Consider the following 16,625-nt stretch of genomic DNA (forward strand, 5'->3'; position numbering starts at 1 on the left):
CAGACGACGCAGATCCGCATCGCCCGAGCGGCCCTGCGCAACGGCGAAATCGAGGAGACGGAGTACCGCGCACGCATGCGGGCCGAGATCGCCGAGGTGATCGCCCTGCAGGAGAAGCTGGGGCTGGATGTCCTCGTGCACGGTGAACCCGAACGCAACGATATGGTGCAGTACTTCGCCGAGCAGTTGGACGGTTTCTGCGTCACCGACAACGGGTGGGTGCAGTCGTACGGCAGTCGATGTGTGCGACCACCGATCCTCTACGGCGATGTGCGCCGGCCGAAGCCGATGACCGTCGACTGGATCGCCTACGCGCAGTCGCTGACGGATCGACCCGTGAAGGGCATGCTCACCGGTCCGGTGACGATGCTGGCGTGGTCGTTCGTGCGGGACGATCAGCCACTGGCCGATTCGGCGAACCAGGTGGCCCTCGCCATTCGGGACGAGACGGTCGATCTACAGGGTGCCGGTATCCGCATCATCCAGGTCGACGAGCCCGCCCTGCGTGAGCTGCTCCCGTTGCGGGCGGCCGACCGGCCCGCCTACCTCGGCTGGGCGGTCGGGGCGTTCCGGCTCGCCACCTCCGGGGTTGCCGACTCCACCCAGATCCACACCCATCTGTGCTACTCGGAGTTCGGGGAGGTGATCGACGCCATCGCCGAGCTGGACGCGGACGTGACATCGCTCGAGGCGGCCCGTTCCCATATGGAGGTGCTCGACGATCTGAACGCGGTCGGCTTCGATCTCGGGGTCGGTCCAGGGGTCTACGATATCCACTCCCCGCGAGTACCGAGCGTGGCGGAAATCGAGACCTCGTTGCGCAAGGCGCTCGAAGCCGTTCCGGCGGAACGGCTGTGGGTCAACCCCGACTGCGGGCTCAAGACCCGAGGGTGGGCGGAGGTCGAGGCGGCGCTGCACAACCTCGTGGAAGCGGCGCGGCTCGTCCGCGCGGATCTGTGACACCACCCCGATCGGCATCGGGTGCGGCGCGTCGACCGGCGCGCCGCACTCGCGGGTCGACACCGGGACTCTGGCGTTATCACCGGGAAACGTGCCGTGACAGCTCGGAACCCGACCTGGCGCGGTCGCGTCCTGTTACGATTCGCCGGTGATCTCGACGGTCGTGTGGGGGCCGCGAAGTGGGATGGCGCTGGGATCGGCCCCCGGATACGCCGAACGTCATGTCCTCGGCCACGATTTTGTTGGTGTATGCCTCGGTTGCCGTCCCGGCACCGGTGGCCGGTAGGGGTCGGGCCGTGGTCTCGAAGGCGACGACGGATCGGACCCGGATGCCGTATGTCGTCGTGATGGGAGTGGCGGGGACCGGTAAGACGACGATCGGTCGGATGCTCGCCGGTCGGCTCGATGTCCCGTTTGCCGACGCGGACGATTTCCATCCGCAGGCCAATATTGCCAAGATGGCCGCCGGTATTCCGCTGGACGACGCCGACCGAGCGTCCTGGCTCGCTTCTGTTGGTCACTGGTTGCGTGGCCGTGAGCAGGCGAGAACCGGCGCGGTGGTCGCCTGCTCGGCGCTCAAACGGAGCTATCGCGACATACTCCGGTCCTTCGTAACCGATATCTATTTCCTGCACCTGACGGCCGACCGCTCGGTGCTGCTCGAGCGGCTCTCGGCTCGCCGCGGCCATTTCATGCCCGTCTCGTTGTTGGATTCGCAACTCGCCGCGCTCGAACCGCTTCAAACGGGGGAATGGGGCACCGCCGTCCATGTTGCCCGACCGTCCGCCGAGATCCTCGAGGTGGCCGTCGCCCACCTCGAGGAACACATCGACCCGCCCGCTACCGGACGGTAGCGGATTTCCCTTGCGGGTTGCCGGGGCCGCGGCGTGGTATCGCTACGCCGATGGTCGGTGCCGCATCGGTTTCCGACTCGCGCCGGGACGGAAGCCGATCAGTTGCGCACGGTCTCCCGGTAGGTGTCCAGAATCTTGCGAATGGAAGAGGTGACGTGCAGATCGCCGTCCAACGAGGCCCAGAGATATCCGGCGTGCGCGCTGAGCGCGATAGGGGCGGTGGCCGCGACCTCCACCGCGAAGTGCAGCCGCCGCACCGGCTTTCCGGCGGGGGACAGGTAGTCGAAATCCCCGATATGGTCGGCGATGCGGGTGACGGTCAATCCCGTTTCCTCGAAAACTCCACGCAGTACCGCCTGGGTGACGGATTCCCCCGGTGCCACGGTGGCGCCCGGCAGTTTGCAGGTGGGGCGGATGGGCCCCGTCGAATGGGGCTCGAGTAGCAGTATTTCTCCACCCCGGTCGATGATCGCACCGACTCGTATGCCGACACCGTCGATCTCGCCACGCGGTAGTGCTTCGTCGAACATGGACATGGAAATCGTTGGACCCACCACCCTCGATCAGGGCCGATATGCAGTCACGGCGATGAATCGATCATACGGTAATGCGCTCACCCGTCTGTACGGGTTCGCTGAATTCGTCGGCATCTTCGAGAAGGTGTCGAAGGTGGAAACCACTCCAGGACAAGAGTATTCGTTGTGCGGATCCTCGAGTTGTCGGCCGGGCGGAGACTCGCGGAGGTGATGTCCCGGCGCCGGAACACAGGTGGTGCGAAGACGGGACCGCGGTATCGGCGACCGCCGGTGAGCTCGAGAAGTCGTCCGTCATATCGGAAGGCAGTAGCAGAGATCGACCGGGCACGTTCGGCCGCCGCGATCCGGCGGCCGGAGTGAGACGTCGCCCCGGGGCCGTACCGCCTAGGGCGCGGGCGCCCGTTCGAGGGGGACCTCCCGCGAACACCAGGTCCGCGCTGCGCCGGAAGTGGTGAGGGGCGCGGTAACGTCGGGTCATCCGACGGCGTACCGAAGGAGTGGCACCGTGAGTGGTCCCGGATACGGCGAACCACATCGGCTCGTTTCGGCGCCGGTTGTCGTCGGGGTCGACGGCACACCGGCCTCCGACGCGGCCGTGGTCTGGGCCGCCGGGACGGCCGCCGATCGGGGGCGCGGATTGCTGATCGTCCATGGAATGAACCTCGCCGGTTTCGCTGCCGGGCCGGTCGACTTCGGAAGCCTCGATGCGGTGCGGGAGGTCGGTGCGCGGATCGTCGCGTCCGCGGCGGAACTGGCGGCGCGTACCGCCCCCGGGGTGCCGGTAGAAACCGAGGAGAGCGCCGCCGAACCGAGTGATCTGCTGGTGGCGCGTTCCGCGTCCGCGCATCTGGTGGTGATCGGCGGTCCGGATGATCGGACCGGCCTGGGGCGACTCGGTTCGACGATGTACGCGGTCACCGCCCGTGCCTACGGTTCGGTGGTGGTGGTACGCGGGACTTCCGGGGCGCCGCCCACGGGGCCGGTGGTGGTGGGGGTCGACGGGAGCCCGGTGAGTGACACCGCGGTCGAGGCCGCCTTCCACGAAGCGGCGTTGCGGGGTGCGAACCTGGTGGCCGTGTACGCCTGGTCCCACCCGTACGCGGGACGGTTCGACCGATTGTTGGAGAGCGTGGAGGGGGCCTTCGACGTGGCCGTTGTCGAGCGGGCCGTCCTCGCCGAGCGGTTGGCCGGACAGAAGGAGCGTTTTCCCGAGGTCAGGGTGTGGCACGAGGTTTTTCGCGGTACGCCGCGCGAACGACTGCTGGAATGGTCGCGGTCGGCGCAGTTGTTGGTTGTCGGCAGTCGTGGCCGCGGTGCCCTGACAGGCATGCTGCTGGGGTCCACCAGCGGCACGCTGATCCAGCGGGCCGAGTGCCCGGTGATGGTGGTGCGTCCCTCGGCGGTTTCCGGGCGCTGACCGCGAACAGGGCCCGATCCGTTGCGCGGGCAACGTCTCCAATATCTTCAAGAACGAGTGTCTTCAAGAACGAGTGCCTTCAAGAACGAGTGCCTTCGGGAACGGGCGATGCGGTTGTCGGTGTCGTCGAGCCGGTCGGTGTCGATACTCGGCCGGTACATCTGCCCGGTGCCTCGCCCGCCCCGGGACGACGCCGATCCGGCCCGCCGGTAGAGTGGTGATTCCGATATCGGCGGGTGCGGGAATCCGGTGGGAATCCGGAACGGTCGCGCCACTGTGATCGCCCTTTTCGGGCGGAAGTCAGACCTCCCCCGCCGCAGTACCTGGAGAGGCCGCGACTTGCCGCTACAGCGCCGTGAGCATTCACGTATCCGTACCCCGGTGGTTTCGATTCTGCTCGCCGGCCTGCTCTGTGCCGCCATGGTGTTGGCCACGGGTTTCGGTGCCGAAACACTGCCGGTCGCCGCGGTGGTCGAGGTGCTCACCCACCGGTTCACCGGTGCTGTGGGCCCCGACCTCGGGCTGGACACCATCGTCTGGCAATTGCGGGTGCCGCGCACCCTGCTGGCCGCCGTGGTGGGTGCCGGACTGGCCGTGGCGGGCGCGGCGATGCAGACACTGGTCCGCAATCCGCTCGCCGATCCGTTCCTGCTCGGCATCTCCTCGGGGGCGGGAGTGGGCGCGGCGGCGGTCGTCACCTCGGGGTTGTTTGCGGGTGCCGGGATCTGGGCGCTGTCCGGGGGAGCACTGGCAGGGGCCGCGGTGGCCGCGGGCCTCGTATTCGCGGTGACGGTGGCCCAGGGCGGGCTCACCCCCTTGCGATTGGTACTCACCGGTACGGTACTGGGCTCGGCGTTCGCCGCATCGAGTAGCTACCTGGTGTACCGCTCGAGCGATCCGGCCGCCGCGCAGTCGGTGTTGTTCTGGTTGATGGGCAGCCTCGCAGGAGCGGATTGGACGCGTATCGGTCTGCCGATGACGGTGGTGGTGACGGCGACGTCGATATTGGTGGGGATGGCCGGTTGGTTGGATGCGTTGCATCTCGGCGCCGATACCGCGGCATCGGTCGGAGTGCCGGTCGCGAGGTTGCGGGCCGGACTGTATGTATTGCTGGCGGTGCTGGTCGGGGTGCTGGTGGCGGTTTCGGGTGGGATCGGGTTCGTCGGACTGGTGGTCCCACACGCGGCCCGGCTCGTGGTGGGGTCGCGACATCGTGTCCTGCTGCCGATCTGCGCGTTGGGTGGCGCGCTGTTCCTGGTCACCGCCGATGCCGCCGGACGGGTGCTGGTGCGACCGAGCGAGATTCCGGTCGGGGTGCTCACGGGCCTCATCGGAGCCCCGGTTTTCCTGCTCCTGATGGGGCGACGTCGTTACCGGTTCGGTGAAGCATGACCACCACGACGACCACACTGCCGGCCGACGGAACCGAATATGCCGGGACGCTGACGGTGTCCGGTTTGTCCTGTGCCGCGGGTCGACGCACGGTTGTGACCGGTGTGGAGTTCATCGTGCGCGCTGGGGAGACCATCGGCATCGTCGGCCCCAACGGCAGCGGTAAGACAACCCTGCTGCACGTGTTGGCCGGGGTGCGCAGGCCGATGTGCGGGGAGGTGCGGGTCGACGGTCGAGTGCTGCACGGACTCTCGGCTCGCCGCAGGGCCCGCACCGTAGCACTGGTGGCGCAGGACGAACGACCACCCGCGGATCTGTGTGCCGGCGAGGTGGTCGCACTGGGTCGCACCCCGTATCTGCCGCCGTGGGGCGCCGGTTCCGTGCGGGAGCGGCGCCTGGTCGTCGAGGCACTGGCCGCCGTGGATCTGCGCGGTGTCGCAGACCGGCCGGTACATCGGCTCTCCGGTGGGGAGCGGCAACGAGTACTGCTGGCCCGGGCGCTGGTACAGCACACGCCGGTACTGCTCCTGGACGAACCCACCAACCACCTCGACATCACCCATCGGCTCGAATTGCTGGACCTGGTGCGCACCCTGAAACGCACGGTGGTGCTGGCCCTGCACGATCTCACCCTCGCCGATCGATACTGCGATCGTGTCCTGGTGCTGCAGGACGGTCGTGCTCATCCTCTGGAACCGCCCGAGACGGCGCTGAGCCCCGATGTGGTGGGCTCCGTGTTCGGTGTGCGCGCCACCCGGGTCCGGCATCCGGATACCGGTGAAAACCATCTGCTCATCACCCCTCGGGAGAAGTCGTGAAACCTTCCCTCCGTATAGCGGCCGTTCTCGCCGCGGCGACCGTCCTGGTGGGCGCGTGTACCGCTACGCCCGCGGAAATCGGTGGGCTCACCGTCCGCAACTGCGGGCGGGACGTGCGTTTTCCCGCTCCGGCGCAGCGGGTGTTCGTCAACGACAGCAATATGGTCTCGATGCTGCTCGCGCTCGGCGCGCACGAACAGGTGGTGGCCGTATCGAGCATGGACAGCGATATCTCCACTCTACGTAGGCATTACGGTCCGGTGGTCGACGGGCTGAATCGGGTGGCGCGTGAATCTCCTTCTCGGGAAACGGTGTTGGCGCAGCGCCCGGATGTCGTGGTCGCGGGCTGGAACTACGGTTTCGACGAGACGAAGAACCTGACCCCGGAATCGCTGCGCGGGGACAGTATCGCGGCCTATGTGCTGACCGAGAGCTGCCGACAGCGGGCGGGGGAACGACCGCGTGGTGTGGTGGAACCATGGACGGCGCTGCGCGAGGATCTGACCAATCTCGGCGCCATCACCGGGCGAGTCGAGCGCGCTACCGAACTGGTCGCCGATATCGACAACCGGCTCGCCGCCCTGGCCTCCGCGCCGAAACCCATCCGACCGCCGCGTATCTTCCTGTTCGACAGCGCGAGCGACACCATTCTGTCCAGTGGCCGGTTCGGCGGGCCACAGGCGGTGCTCACGGCTGCGGGTGGGCAGAATGTGACCGAGGACGTCGCCGACACCTGGACTCGGGTCTCCTGGGAACGGTTGGCGGCCGCCGACCCGGATGCGATCATGTTCGTCGACTACCCTCCGCAGTCGTTCGCGGACAAGGTCGCCCTGCTGCGCGCAAAACCCGGTATCAATCGTTTGCGCGCCGTCGTGGAGCAGCGTTTCTTCAACCTGCCCTACCCGATGTGGACCAGCGGGCCGCTCAATATCGATGCCGCCGAGCAGGTCCGCAAGCAGCTGGAACGGTGGAACCTCGTGCCCGCCTCCGCGATCGAGCCGCTCGGCGACGATGCCATCCGCTGAGGTCGTCCCGAGGCCGGGAGTGTTCGACTGCCATCCGTCGGCCGAGCGATCGAGGATAGGGGATCGACGATGGTGAGTGTCACGATGTTCCCAGGTCCAGCAGGGTGATACCCGCGACAGCGATCCACGCGAGCCGGTCGATCAGCCCGATAAGGGCGATGCGGTTCGTTCTCTCGACGTTGTACGGACTCCTCGACGAGGAAACAACAGCAGTGCCGCGCCCAGGTATCCGAGCCAACCGTGCCAGTCGGCCAGGAGGCCGGTGCCGGTGCCCGCGATGCCGAAGGCGAGCAACGCCACGGCGAGAAACACCTGATTGAACCCGAACAGCACATTGCTCAATGCCCACAGCCCCACCGTCGGGCCGCGACCGTGGGGTGCGGCCGCGGCCAGGTCGAATGGAACAGTGGTGGGGCGAGGCGTTGGCGCTGCAATTGCTACGTCGGTGATCTCCTCCCGACGGATATGCCACTGCGGCGATATCTCGGCGGCGGTTGGCATCGGGTCCGCTACGGGGCCGTGTTGTGTCACTACCGAGCCCCTCAGGGGTGGAGACTGGATTGATGGGTGTGACCAGTGGAACGGCCACATCGGGGCGACCACTGAAGCGCCGGGCCCTGCGCAGCGGGATCTGGTGCGGATATCTCGTGTTGCTGGCCGTGGTGACCGTGGCATTCGGTGTGCCGACCGACCGCATATATCAGGCCCTCTGGATCATGGCGGGTATCGCGGCATACACCCCGGATCGGCCGTGGCGTGAGCACCTGCGGATCCTGACCGACTGGGTGCCGCTCATCGCGGCGCTGGTGATCTACGACCACAGTCGCGGTATTGCCGACACCCTCGGCATGCCTGTTCGGGTGCGAGAGCCGGCCGTGGTGGAGGAATGGCTGTTCGACGGCGCGATTCCCACCCTGTGGTTGCAACAGCGGCTGATGTCCGGTGGCGAGCATCCGTGGTGGACCGTACTCACCGGCATGGTCTATCTGAGTCATTTCGTCCTACCGTGGCTCGTGGCGGCCGTGTTCTATGTGCGGTCGCGGCAGCGGTGGGGCCGGTACATGCGCCGGATCCTGTTGTTGTCGTATCTCGGTCTGTTGACCTACATCCTGGTGCCGGCCGCCCCACCCTGGTACGCCGCTCGGGAAGGAGTCCTCACCGAAGAGGTCCATCGGGTCAACGGCTTCGGGTTCGTCCTCAGCTCGGTGGATGTCGGTGGGAAATGGCTCGAAGCGCAGGGGAACCCGGTGGCCGCCCTGCCGTCCCTGCACGCCGCGTTCGCATTACTGGTCACCATGGCGCTGTGGCCGTTCGCCCGGCGATGGTGGTGGCGAACCGTGTTGGTCGTGTTCCCGGTGGCCATGGCGTTCACATTGGTCTACGGCGGTGAGCACTATGTGGTGGATGTGCTTCTCGGCTGGATCTATGTCGTGGTGACGATCGTGATCGCCGGCTTCTGGGAGCGTCGCCGGGGTGCGGCCGGGGCCGATCGTGGACCCCATATCGTCGCCCGGTCCGATGCCGAGGGGCGAATACCCGTGGAATCCGGGGCAGACGGACGGCAGCACGCCGGCAACGGATGAACGAGGCCGAGATGGGCCGCTTCGACGAGGCGGCCGGGTTTCGGGACGGATCGTGATCCGGAGTGGTACCGGGGCAGAGTCCACCTGCCCCGGTACCTCACCGACCCTACCGAGAGGCGACCTGGCCGTTGGGGCTCTGCTCCGGTAGGGGAAGGACCGACTCGTCGGGGACCGGTGGCAGCTCCGGGAACTGTTCGGGCTCGTCCTGTTCCACCATGGGCAGCAATCGCGGCAACAGGGTGGAACCCGCGGTGGCGGCCAGGGCGGAAGAGGTCGCGATGGTCCACGCGATCGGTCCCAACGGAGTGCAGCCGAAGTAGGCCCCGACCCCGGGGATCATCACGATCGCGCCGAGAACGGCACCGCTGGCGGCGGTGGTGGCCCAGACGAGGGGGCTGCGGTAACCGGAGACGAGGGTCTGACCGAGCTGGGTGCCGATCAGCGCCACCAAGGCGATGGTGTCGGCGCGCCGTCGGGTACCGGTATAGCGGCCGATGGTCCACGCCGTTGCCGCTCCGGTGGCGGTGGCGACACCACGGATCCCGATGGCGCGTACCAGGTCGGATCCGAGGCGTGCGGGTGGTATCTCGGCGAGTTGATCGGCCCGCAGTTCGACCCAGCGCCGGCCGTCCTCCTCCGGTTCGGGCTGCTCCTGGTCGCCGGCCAGGGCCAACGCCAGGGCGGGGAACATATCGGTGAGCATATTGACCAACAGGAATTGCCGGGTTCTCAGCGGCGCGCGGCCGCCTACCGCGGTGCCGAACAGGGTGAAGGCGATTTCCCCGGCATTACCGCCGACCAGCACCGCCACCGCGTTGGCGACCCGCTGCCACATACTGCGGCCCTCCACCAGCGCGTGCAGCAGCGCGCGCGGATCCGGTTCGGTGAGCACCAGGTCGGCGGCATTACGTGCGGCGGCCGATCCGTGCGCCGCGATCCCGATCCCGATATCGGCGGTGCGGATGGCGGCGGCGTCGTTGCTGCCGTCGCCGGTCATGCCCACCACATGTCCGGTGCGGCGCAGCGCGGCGATGATGCGCACCTTCTGTTCCGGGTTGACCCGGGCGAAGACGGTACTGCGTTCGATCAGTTCGGTTTGCGCCGTATCGTCCAGCTCGTCCAGATCGTCGCCGGTGGTGACGGTGCCGACGGTAATGCCCAGCTGCCGGGCCACCGCGGCGGCGGTGACCGGATGGTCGCCGGTGATCATCCGGACACCGATTCCGTTCTCCTCGAGTGCGCGCACCAGGTACGGGGTCTGCGGCCGCGGGGTGTCGGCGATACCGAGGAAACCGAGCAGGGTGAGCTCCTCGACCACGTCCTCCATGTCCTCGGGGTGCTCGTGCAGGTCACGGCGGGCCACCACCAGTACCCGCAGACCCTGCTCGGCCAGATCACGTACCACCGCCTCGGCTTTCCTGCCCAACCGGTCCGTCAGCGGCCGGTCGGCTTCGGTGTCGGTGCGCACTCGGGTGCACTTGGGTAGCACCACCTCGGGGGCTCCCTTGACCATCAGGCGCAGTTTGTGTGCGGTCTGTCCGAAGGACGCCGCATACCCGCGATTGGATTCGAAGGGTATCGCGTCGATGGGGTCCCACGGGTGCGCGTCCGAGCCGGGGATATCGGCGGCGGCATCCAGAACGGCCCGGTCGGTGGCGTGCAGCACCGGTCCGTCCTCGGGGGCGGGGCAGGCGCGGGCGGCGGCGCGCAGGAGCCGGTGGGCGCCCTCGGCGTCGGTGTCGGGCCGCCACTGCTCGTCCAGATCGGCCAGCGCGGTCAACCGCAACCGGCCCTCGGTGAGGGTGCCGGTCTTGTCGAAGCACAGGGTGTCGACGCGGCCGAGCGCCTCCACCACGCGGTTGGCGCGCACCAGCACGCCGTACCGGGACAGGCGCCGGGCGGCGGCCAACTGTGCCACGGTGGCGACCAGCGGCAATCCTTCGGGCACCGCGGCGACCGCCACACCCACCCCGTCGGCGATCGCTGCGCGGAGGGTGCGGCCTCGCAAAGCGCCGAGCGCGGTGACGATCACGCCGCCGGTCAATGTGAGCGGTAGCGCGCGATCGGTCAATGTCCGCAGCTGCGCCTGCACACCACCGGGGTCCGGTGGCAGCGCTCCCGCGGTCGCGCGTCCTGCCTGAGTATCGTTGCCGACCGCGACGATCACGGCCACCGCCGATCCGCTCACCACCGTGCTGCCCTCGAACACCATGCAGGCCCGGTCGCCGAGTGCGGCACCCGGGGTGGCCTCGACCTGTTTGGGCACCGTCACCGATTCGCCGGTGAGGCCGGATTCGTCCATCTCCAGATCATCGGCGCGCAACAAGCGGGCATCGGCGGGGACCACTTCGCCGGCCCGGATGACGAATATGTCGCCGACCTCCAGGTGTTCGGCGGGAACCGTGGTGGCGGGCGGATCATCGGTGTCGATATCCGCGCGTGCGATCACCCGGGCGGTGACCTTCTCGTTCTCGATGAGTTTGTGCAACTCGCTCTCGGCGGCCTGGCGCTGCCGCGCCGAGATCATCGCGTTCACGGTGAGCACCGATGACAACAGCACGGCATCGGACGGGGAACCGAGAATCGCGGTCGCGGCCGCCCCGACCCCGAGGATCGGGGTCAGCGGATCGGCCAGCTCCCGACGCATATGACCCAGGAAATCCAGTAGCGGCGCCACCACGCCCGGCGCGCTGCCAGGGGTGGGCGGTCGATCGGTGTTGCGTTCGTCGAGGGGCGACGGCTCCGGTAACCGGGTCTGTACCTCCTCCGGTTCCAACGCGTGCCAGGGCAGCAGCGGCGCCGGAGCGACGACGATATCGCCGCGTGTGGCGCGCATCCCGGTCAGTGCCCCGTTGAACAGTCCCGCGAAGTTCGCGGCGATCATGGGGGCGGTTCTGGTGCGCGCGGTGGGCACGGCGGCCAACAGGAGGCCGGTGAGGCTACAGGCCGACAGGGCCAGGGTGCGGCCGCGTTCGCTGACGTGCCGGGCGGGACCGACCGCGGCGAGAGCCCGCTGCGCCTGACCCAGATCCCGACACAGGACATCGGCCGTCCACGGCACATGGATTCCGCCGCCCTCACAGCCGATGATGCCGAGCGCCACATCGGCGCGGTCGAGCGCCTTGTGCGCGCGGGTACTGAGCACCGCTACCATGTGCCCGTCCTGTTGCAGTCGGTGCACATGGGCGCTGAGCGAACCGCGCGCGGAGACGAATTCGTCGGCGAGCGAGCGTAATTCGTTCGCATCCCGGTGGCCGGCGAGCACGACGCGCAGCCCCATCCGACGTGCGGCGTTCAGCACGCCGTGCGCGCGGGTGTCCAGTTCCCGGCCCACCAGGACCCGTCCTACGGGCCGGTCGTCGTCGTGCAGTTCGCGCCATACCGGGCGGGAGGTGTTGCCGCGATCGCGGGCACCGGAATTCGGCTGGACCAGCCGCAGGTGATCGAGCCGGGTCCGGTGCTCGCGATCGCCATCGGGCTCCCACAGCAGGCGTTGCGCCGTACTCCACACCCGGGATACGGGCCAGGAGTCGTCCACGGCTTCGGCCTCGAGCACCACCCGGCGGGAGGTGGTCAGCGCTTCGCCATCGATGACCAGCGCGGTCAAGCGATCCAGGCGGCGCCATGCCACCGGGTGCAGGGTCAGCACCCCGGCGCCGGCCAGCGCGGTGGCCACGGTGGCCGCGAATACCTCCCGGCCCGCTCGGGCTGCCTTGGGTGCCCCGAGCATCAGCGCGTCCGGGATATCGCCGACCCGGCCCACGCCGGCCAAGGCGGCGGAGCCGGCCAGCGACGCGGTCGCCACCTCGTCGGCCACGCGCTCCACCGGTCCGCGGGGCATCTCGGCGGGTCGGGTGTAGGGAGGGAGCGGTGTCTCGACGCCGAAATGCTCGGCATCGACGATCTCGGTCTCCCATTCCCGCCATTGCAGGTGCCGGGTCACGGCTTCGGTGAGGATGAACCCGCGCTGCACCGTATCGGCCAGCAGATTCGTCATTCCGCCGGCCGCTCCTTCCCCGAGGGCGGTGCCGGTGGCATTGGCAATGGCCAACAGCAGATCGGTGCGGGTATTACCGAGTCGTTCCTCCAAGAGGCGGCGCAGGCGGGGCTGGGCGTCGGTGAACGCGGCCACGGCCCGGACGGTGCGCATCAGCCCGCGCAGGGGCGGTACCGTGCCTGCGGCGGATACGGCGATGGCGCAGATATCGCCCGCCACTTCGATGGCGGCCGCGAGTACGGGTTCCCGGTCGGCCGGAAATTCGGTGGCCCGGCTCCACCCTTCGTCGTCGACATCGGATTCTCGTTCGACCGCTTCGACCTCCGCCAGCAGTCGATCCAGATCGGCGCCGCTGGATACGGCCGTGACAACCCGGCCGGTGACGGCGTTGACCCGCCACCACTCCACTCCACGCAATCGGCCCAGACGCTGGTTCAGGGCGCGGGTCACCGCGGAACTGTGGCCGTTGTCCAGACCCTGCACCTCGAAGCAGGCCCGGCTCTCGTCCTCGTTGATTGTGACCCGACGTTGGGCGCGTCGATCATGCGGATCGAGTAGCGCCACCAGGTCCTCGCGGAGCGAGTTCATCCGGTCGGAGTCGAGCAGCGCGGCTCCCGCCGCGGCGGTCCCGGCCGCCTTCTCCATCACCTGCAACGGTGTTTCCACTGCCCGCACCCCGATATCGACGGCACGTTGTGCTCCGGTGCGAACCATCCCGGTGAGGGCGGCGGTGGGAGCGGTTATCCAGTCGGGAGCAGGCATGCGAGGTAGAGAGGCGGCCATAACCGGCGCCTACCCGGCGTTTGCCGCGGCAAACGCCGGGACGCGGCTCCGGATCGTACCGGATTCCATGTCCATGGTGCCCGAGAAGGGCGGGACGATGGGATCGCTCATCCGCTCGGGCGGACCCGCATCTCCGCCGTGCGGTCGGGCCGCGGATCGGGTGTACGGGCGAGGCCTGCGGCGACAAGGGGCATGATGACAAGGGGCATGATGAGGGCGGTGAGTGCGATGGTGATGATGGCCGCGGAGGGAGAGATCAGGTCGATCAGCCGGCCGGTGAGCGGCGCTGCGACGGTGGCGCCTGCGGTAATGGCGGTCCCTTGAAGACCGGTGACCACACCCGGGTCTCGTCGGGGGCGAGCGCGCTGACGGCCTCGGAGGCGGCGGCATCGGCGCGGTGCTCAGTAGACCGGCCGGAATCAACAGCAGAAGATATATCCACCACGGCCCGGCGAAACCGAGCGGCACGGTGAGGGCGGCCGCGATATGTTTCCCGGCCGTCGGCCTGCAGATCGGCGACCAACGATAGTTCGGTACCGACGGACACCGGCACGATGGTCGCCGTGGTGAGGAGTACGGCGATCAGGTGGGAGAGGGCTTCGCTCCGGCGGTGAGTTCGGCGTGGTGGTCGCGCATCGCCTCGATCACCGTCTGCAGGACCCGGTGTGTGGTCCGCAATTCCTCGGTGGAGTGGCCCGCCATGCCCGCTCTGGTCCGCCGACCGAGCGGGCCGAAGAACGAACTCGCCACCGCCGAACCGTGTTCGGCATAGCGCAGGATCACCTTTCTGCGGTCACCGGGGTCGGTTTCGCGGCGGATATGGCCGGAGGTGATCATGCGTTCGACCAGATAGGTGATCGCCGCGGATGACAGTCCGAGCAGCGAGCCCAGTTGACCCGCGGTGAGGGGCCGGCCCTCGGCGTCGGCGGTGGAGATATGTGTCAAGGCGCGGAAGTCGGTTGGGCGCAGATCGTTGGCCTGGGCGAAGACCTGGCCGAGTTGTTCGGAGATCGCGGTCAGGGCGCGCAGATCCTCGGCGATATCGGCTTCGGCGGCCGCCCTGCCCTCTTCGGAAGCGGTCCCGCCGGTCGGGGGCAGGGTCATCGTCGACATCCTCTCGTGCTCGTACCGGCGTAATGGACGCTGCTGTCGCCTTGCCGGGTATTTCAGTTTCTGAAATAGTTTGCCGATGAATGCTTGGGACCGGTATTCCGCTGTCGTCACCGGGCGTCGATCGTGGATCGTGCTCGCGGCGGTTGTCGTGGTGGCCGCAGCGTTGATGGGGTTGATCGGGGGCAACGACGACTCGGGCCGAGCGCCGGAGTCCCTGCCGGATACGGCGGAATCCGCGCGGGTGCGCGACGCCCTCCAGGAATTTCCCGGTGGGGACCGCGCGCCGGTGATCGTGGTGGTCACCCGTTCCGATGACGCGAAACTCGATGCGGCCGATATGGCCGCGGCCACCGATGCCGTGAATCGGATCGTCCGGACCGCACCGGATGCCGCGCCCGCGGGCAAGCCCGGTCTGATTCCCGCGCCCGACGGCGCGGCCGCTATCGGCCGACTGGATGTACCCGCCGATCTGAACGGCAGCGCACTCACCGAATACATCGATGGGCTTCGGGAAACGGCCCGGGCGCAGACCCCGCCCGGGCTGGTACTGCAGATCACCGGAGGCCCCGCGTTCGGCGCCGATATCGCCGATTCCTTCGCCGGCGCGGATGTGACCCTGCTCGCGGTCACCGCCCTGGTCGTCGCGGTGTTGCTGATCGCGACCTATCGCTCTCCCGTGCTGTGGTTGGTACCGTTGCTGATCATCGGCTTCGCCGATCGCACGGCCACCACGGTCGGAACCGCACTGGCCCGCGTCACCGGTCTCACCTTCGACGGTTCGACGGCAGGCATAACCAGTGTGCTGGTGTTCGGAGCCGGTACGAACTACGCCCTGCTGCTGGTCTCCCGCTATCGCGACGAGCTGCACCGCCATCGCGACCACCGCGCCGCCCTGCGAGTGGCGGTCCGACGGGCCGGCCCGGCAATCCTGGCCAGCAATATCACCGTGGTTCTCGCCCTGTTGGTCCTGTTGTGGGCGACATTGCCCAATACCCGATCCCTCGGCCTGCTCGCGGCCGCCGGTCTGTTGGTCGCCGTGGCGTTCGTGCTGTTGGCGCTGCCACCCGCGCTGGCTCTGTGCGGGCGGAAGGTTTTCTGGCCGTTCATCCCGAGCGTCGATGAACGTGACGTCGCGGTGCGTGGCGCCTGGCATACGATCGCCAACCGGGTGGTGGCCCATCCCGTGTCGGTAGCGGTGGCGGCGCTGGTGTTGCTCGCGCTCTGCGCGGGCTCCCTGTTCGGGGTGCGGGTAGGTCTGTCCCAGACCGAGCGGTTCCGGGTCGACGCGGAATCTGTCACGGGCTTCGACGCCCTGGCCGCGCACTTCCCCTCCGGGAGCGCCGATCCCACCACGGTATTGGCGGCCGAACGGGCGGCTCCGCAGGTCCAACAGGCGCTCGACGCCCTGCCGGAGGTGACCCGTGCCTCCATCGCCGGACCGCCACACGAGGGGGTGAACCGCTGGACGGTCACCCTCGACGCCGCACCGGCCTCCGGCAGTGCCTTTGCCGCGATCGAGCACATCCGCACCACATTGGCCGATATTCCCGGCGCCGAGGCGATGGTCGGTGGTAGCGACGCCCAGGCCCTCGATACCCGTGATGCGTCCCGCCGTGATCTGGTGGTGGTGATACCCCTCATCCTGGCGGTGGTGTTCGCGGTCCTGCTGGTGCTGCTGCGCGCGGTCCCGGCCGCGGTATTGCTCATCGGTGTCACCGTGCTCAGTGCGCTGGCTGCCCTCGGTGTGGGCAGCTGGGTCGGGGAACACCTCTTCGGCTTCCCGGCCCTGGATACCTCGGTACCGTTGTTCGCGTTCCTGTTCCTGGTGGCTCTGGGTGTCGATTACACGATCTTCCTGGTCGCCCGGGCCAAGGAGGAGACACCCGAGCACGGCACCACCGCCGGAATCGTGCGCGCGGTATCGGCCACCGGCGCGGTCATCACCAGTGCAGGCATCGTGCTCGCCGCGGTGTTCTGCGTGCTCGGTGTGCTACCGCTCATCACCCTCACCCAGCTGGGGATCATCGTCGGTATCGGTATCGTGCTGGACACCTTCCTGGTCCGCACCGTCGTCATCCCGGCGTTGTTCGAGCTGGTCGGGCCCGTGATCTGGTGGCCGAGCAGGTTGACCGCCGAGCGGTAACGGG

Annotated in this window: 13 protein-coding genes; 8 read left to right on the plus strand and 5 right to left on the minus strand. The window is 68.3% G+C overall.

The window, feature by feature from the left end; translation table 11 throughout:
* Together metE and ON32_RS09170 are read left to right on the plus strand one after the other, a co-directional pair.
* On the plus strand, positions 1-960 hold a 960-nt coding region (gene metE / locus ON32_RS09165; protein WP_040790416.1), incomplete at its 5' end, for a 5-methyltetrahydropteroyltriglutamate--homocysteine S-methyltransferase.
* A 329-nt stretch (positions 961-1,289) separates the two neighbouring features.
* The gene (locus ON32_RS09170; RefSeq protein ID WP_040790434.1) at positions 1,290-1,814 is read left to right on the plus strand and encodes a gluconokinase; all 525 of its coding nucleotides are present in this window, start codon (positions 1,290-1,292) and stop codon (positions 1,812-1,814) included.
* A 98-nt stretch (positions 1,815-1,912) separates the two neighbouring features.
* On the opposite strand, the gene ON32_RS09175 is transcribed toward ON32_RS09170, so the two are convergent.
* Positions 1,913-2,350: an NUDIX hydrolase gene (locus tag ON32_RS09175; protein WP_083874249.1), complete on the minus strand. Its 438-nt coding sequence runs from the start codon at positions 2,348-2,350 to the stop codon at positions 1,913-1,915.
* Between the two features lie 505 nt (positions 2,351-2,855).
* Between ON32_RS09175 and ON32_RS09185 the strand changes: the two genes are divergently transcribed.
* The 4 genes from ON32_RS09185 to ON32_RS09205 all read left to right on the plus strand — a co-directional run bounded on the left by ON32_RS09185 (position 2,856) and on the right by ON32_RS09205 (position 7,002).
* Positions 2,856-3,767, plus strand: coding sequence for a universal stress protein (locus ON32_RS09185; RefSeq protein ID WP_040790419.1), 912 nt, complete (start codon positions 2,856-2,858; stop codon positions 3,765-3,767).
* Between the two features lie 381 nt (positions 3,768-4,148).
* Positions 4,149-5,159, plus strand: coding sequence for a FecCD family ABC transporter permease (locus ON32_RS09195; protein ID WP_281032223.1), 1,011 nt, complete (start codon positions 4,149-4,151; stop codon positions 5,157-5,159).
* Positions 5,156-5,977: an ABC transporter ATP-binding protein gene (locus ON32_RS09200; protein WP_051133043.1), complete on the plus strand. Its 822-nt coding sequence runs from the start codon at positions 5,156-5,158 to the stop codon at positions 5,975-5,977. The genes ON32_RS09195 and ON32_RS09200 overlap by 4 nt, the downstream gene beginning before the upstream one ends.
* Positions 5,974-7,002 carry an ABC transporter substrate-binding protein gene (locus ON32_RS09205; RefSeq protein ID WP_040790421.1) on the plus strand — a complete coding sequence of 343 codons (1,029 nt, stop codon included), beginning with the start codon at positions 5,974-5,976 and terminating at the stop codon, positions 7,000-7,002. The genes ON32_RS09200 and ON32_RS09205 overlap by 4 nt, the downstream gene beginning before the upstream one ends.
* A 141-nt stretch (positions 7,003-7,143) precedes the next feature.
* On the opposite strand, the gene ON32_RS09210 is transcribed toward ON32_RS09205, so the two are convergent.
* Complete coding sequence (locus ON32_RS09210) at positions 7,144-7,503, minus strand: hypothetical protein (RefSeq protein WP_040790422.1); 360 nt, start codon at positions 7,501-7,503, stop codon at positions 7,144-7,146.
* 68 nt (positions 7,504-7,571) lie between these two features.
* Here ON32_RS09210 and ON32_RS09215 point away from each other — a divergent pair, with 68 nt between their 5' ends.
* Positions 7,572-8,585 (plus strand): phosphatase PAP2 family protein, encoded by a 1,014-nt coding sequence (locus ON32_RS09215; protein ID WP_373284287.1) that lies wholly within the window; start codon positions 7,572-7,574, stop codon positions 8,583-8,585.
* A gap of 106 nt (positions 8,586-8,691) precedes the next feature.
* Here ON32_RS09215 and ON32_RS09220 read toward each other — a convergent pair whose 3' ends face one another.
* The 3 genes from ON32_RS09220 to ON32_RS09230 all read right to left on the minus strand — a co-directional run bounded on the left by ON32_RS09220 (position 8,692) and on the right by ON32_RS09230 (position 14,469).
* Positions 8,692-13,344: a cation-translocating P-type ATPase gene (locus ON32_RS09220; RefSeq protein ID WP_051133044.1), complete on the minus strand. Its 4,653-nt coding sequence runs from the start codon at positions 13,342-13,344 to the stop codon at positions 8,692-8,694.
* 128 nt (positions 13,345-13,472) lie between these two features.
* Positions 13,473-13,703: a hypothetical protein gene (locus ON32_RS09225; protein ID WP_040790423.1), complete on the minus strand. Its 231-nt coding sequence runs from the start codon at positions 13,701-13,703 to the stop codon at positions 13,473-13,475.
* Between the two features lie 244 nt (positions 13,704-13,947).
* On the minus strand, positions 13,948-14,469 hold the full coding sequence (locus ON32_RS09230) for a MarR family winged helix-turn-helix transcriptional regulator (RefSeq protein ID WP_051133045.1): 522 nt from the start codon (positions 14,467-14,469) through the stop codon (positions 13,948-13,950).
* Between the two features lie 85 nt (positions 14,470-14,554).
* Between ON32_RS09230 and ON32_RS09235 the strand changes: the two genes are divergently transcribed.
* The gene (locus ON32_RS09235) at positions 14,555-16,621 is read left to right on the plus strand and encodes an MMPL family transporter (protein ID WP_040790424.1); all 2,067 of its coding nucleotides are present in this window, start codon (positions 14,555-14,557) and stop codon (positions 16,619-16,621) included.
* The last annotated feature ends 4 nt before the right edge of the window (positions 16,622-16,625 follow it).

The sequence above is a fragment of the Nocardia paucivorans NBRC 100373 genome, from assembly GCF_000308675.1.
GTDB classification, from domain to species: domain Bacteria; phylum Actinomycetota; class Actinomycetes; order Mycobacteriales; family Mycobacteriaceae; genus Nocardia; species Nocardia paucivorans.

Excerpts from the sequence above, each read along its gene's own strand:
- ON32_RS09170 (WP_040790434.1), top strand. The coding sequence starts at position 1,290 with ATGCCGTATGTCGTCGTGATGGGAGTGGCGGGGACCGGTAAGACGACG.
- ON32_RS09175 (WP_083874249.1), bottom strand. The coding sequence starts at position 2,350 with ATGTCCATGTTCGACGAAGCACTACCGCGTGGCGAGATCGACGGTGTC.
- ON32_RS09200 (WP_051133043.1), top strand. The coding sequence starts at position 5,156 with ATGACCACCACGACGACCACACTGCCGGCCGACGGAACCGAATATGCC.
- ON32_RS09210 (WP_040790422.1), bottom strand. The coding sequence starts at position 7,503 with ATGCCAACCGCCGCCGAGATATCGCCGCAGTGGCATATCCGTCGGGAG.
- ON32_RS09220 (WP_051133044.1), bottom strand. The coding sequence starts at position 13,344 with ATGCCTGCTCCCGACTGGATAACCGCTCCCACCGCCGCCCTCACCGGG.
- ON32_RS09230 (WP_051133045.1), bottom strand. The coding sequence starts at position 14,469 with ATGACCCTGCCCCCGACCGGCGGGACCGCTTCCGAAGAGGGCAGGGCG.
- ON32_RS09235 (WP_040790424.1), top strand. The coding sequence starts at position 14,555 with ATGAATGCTTGGGACCGGTATTCCGCTGTCGTCACCGGGCGTCGATCG.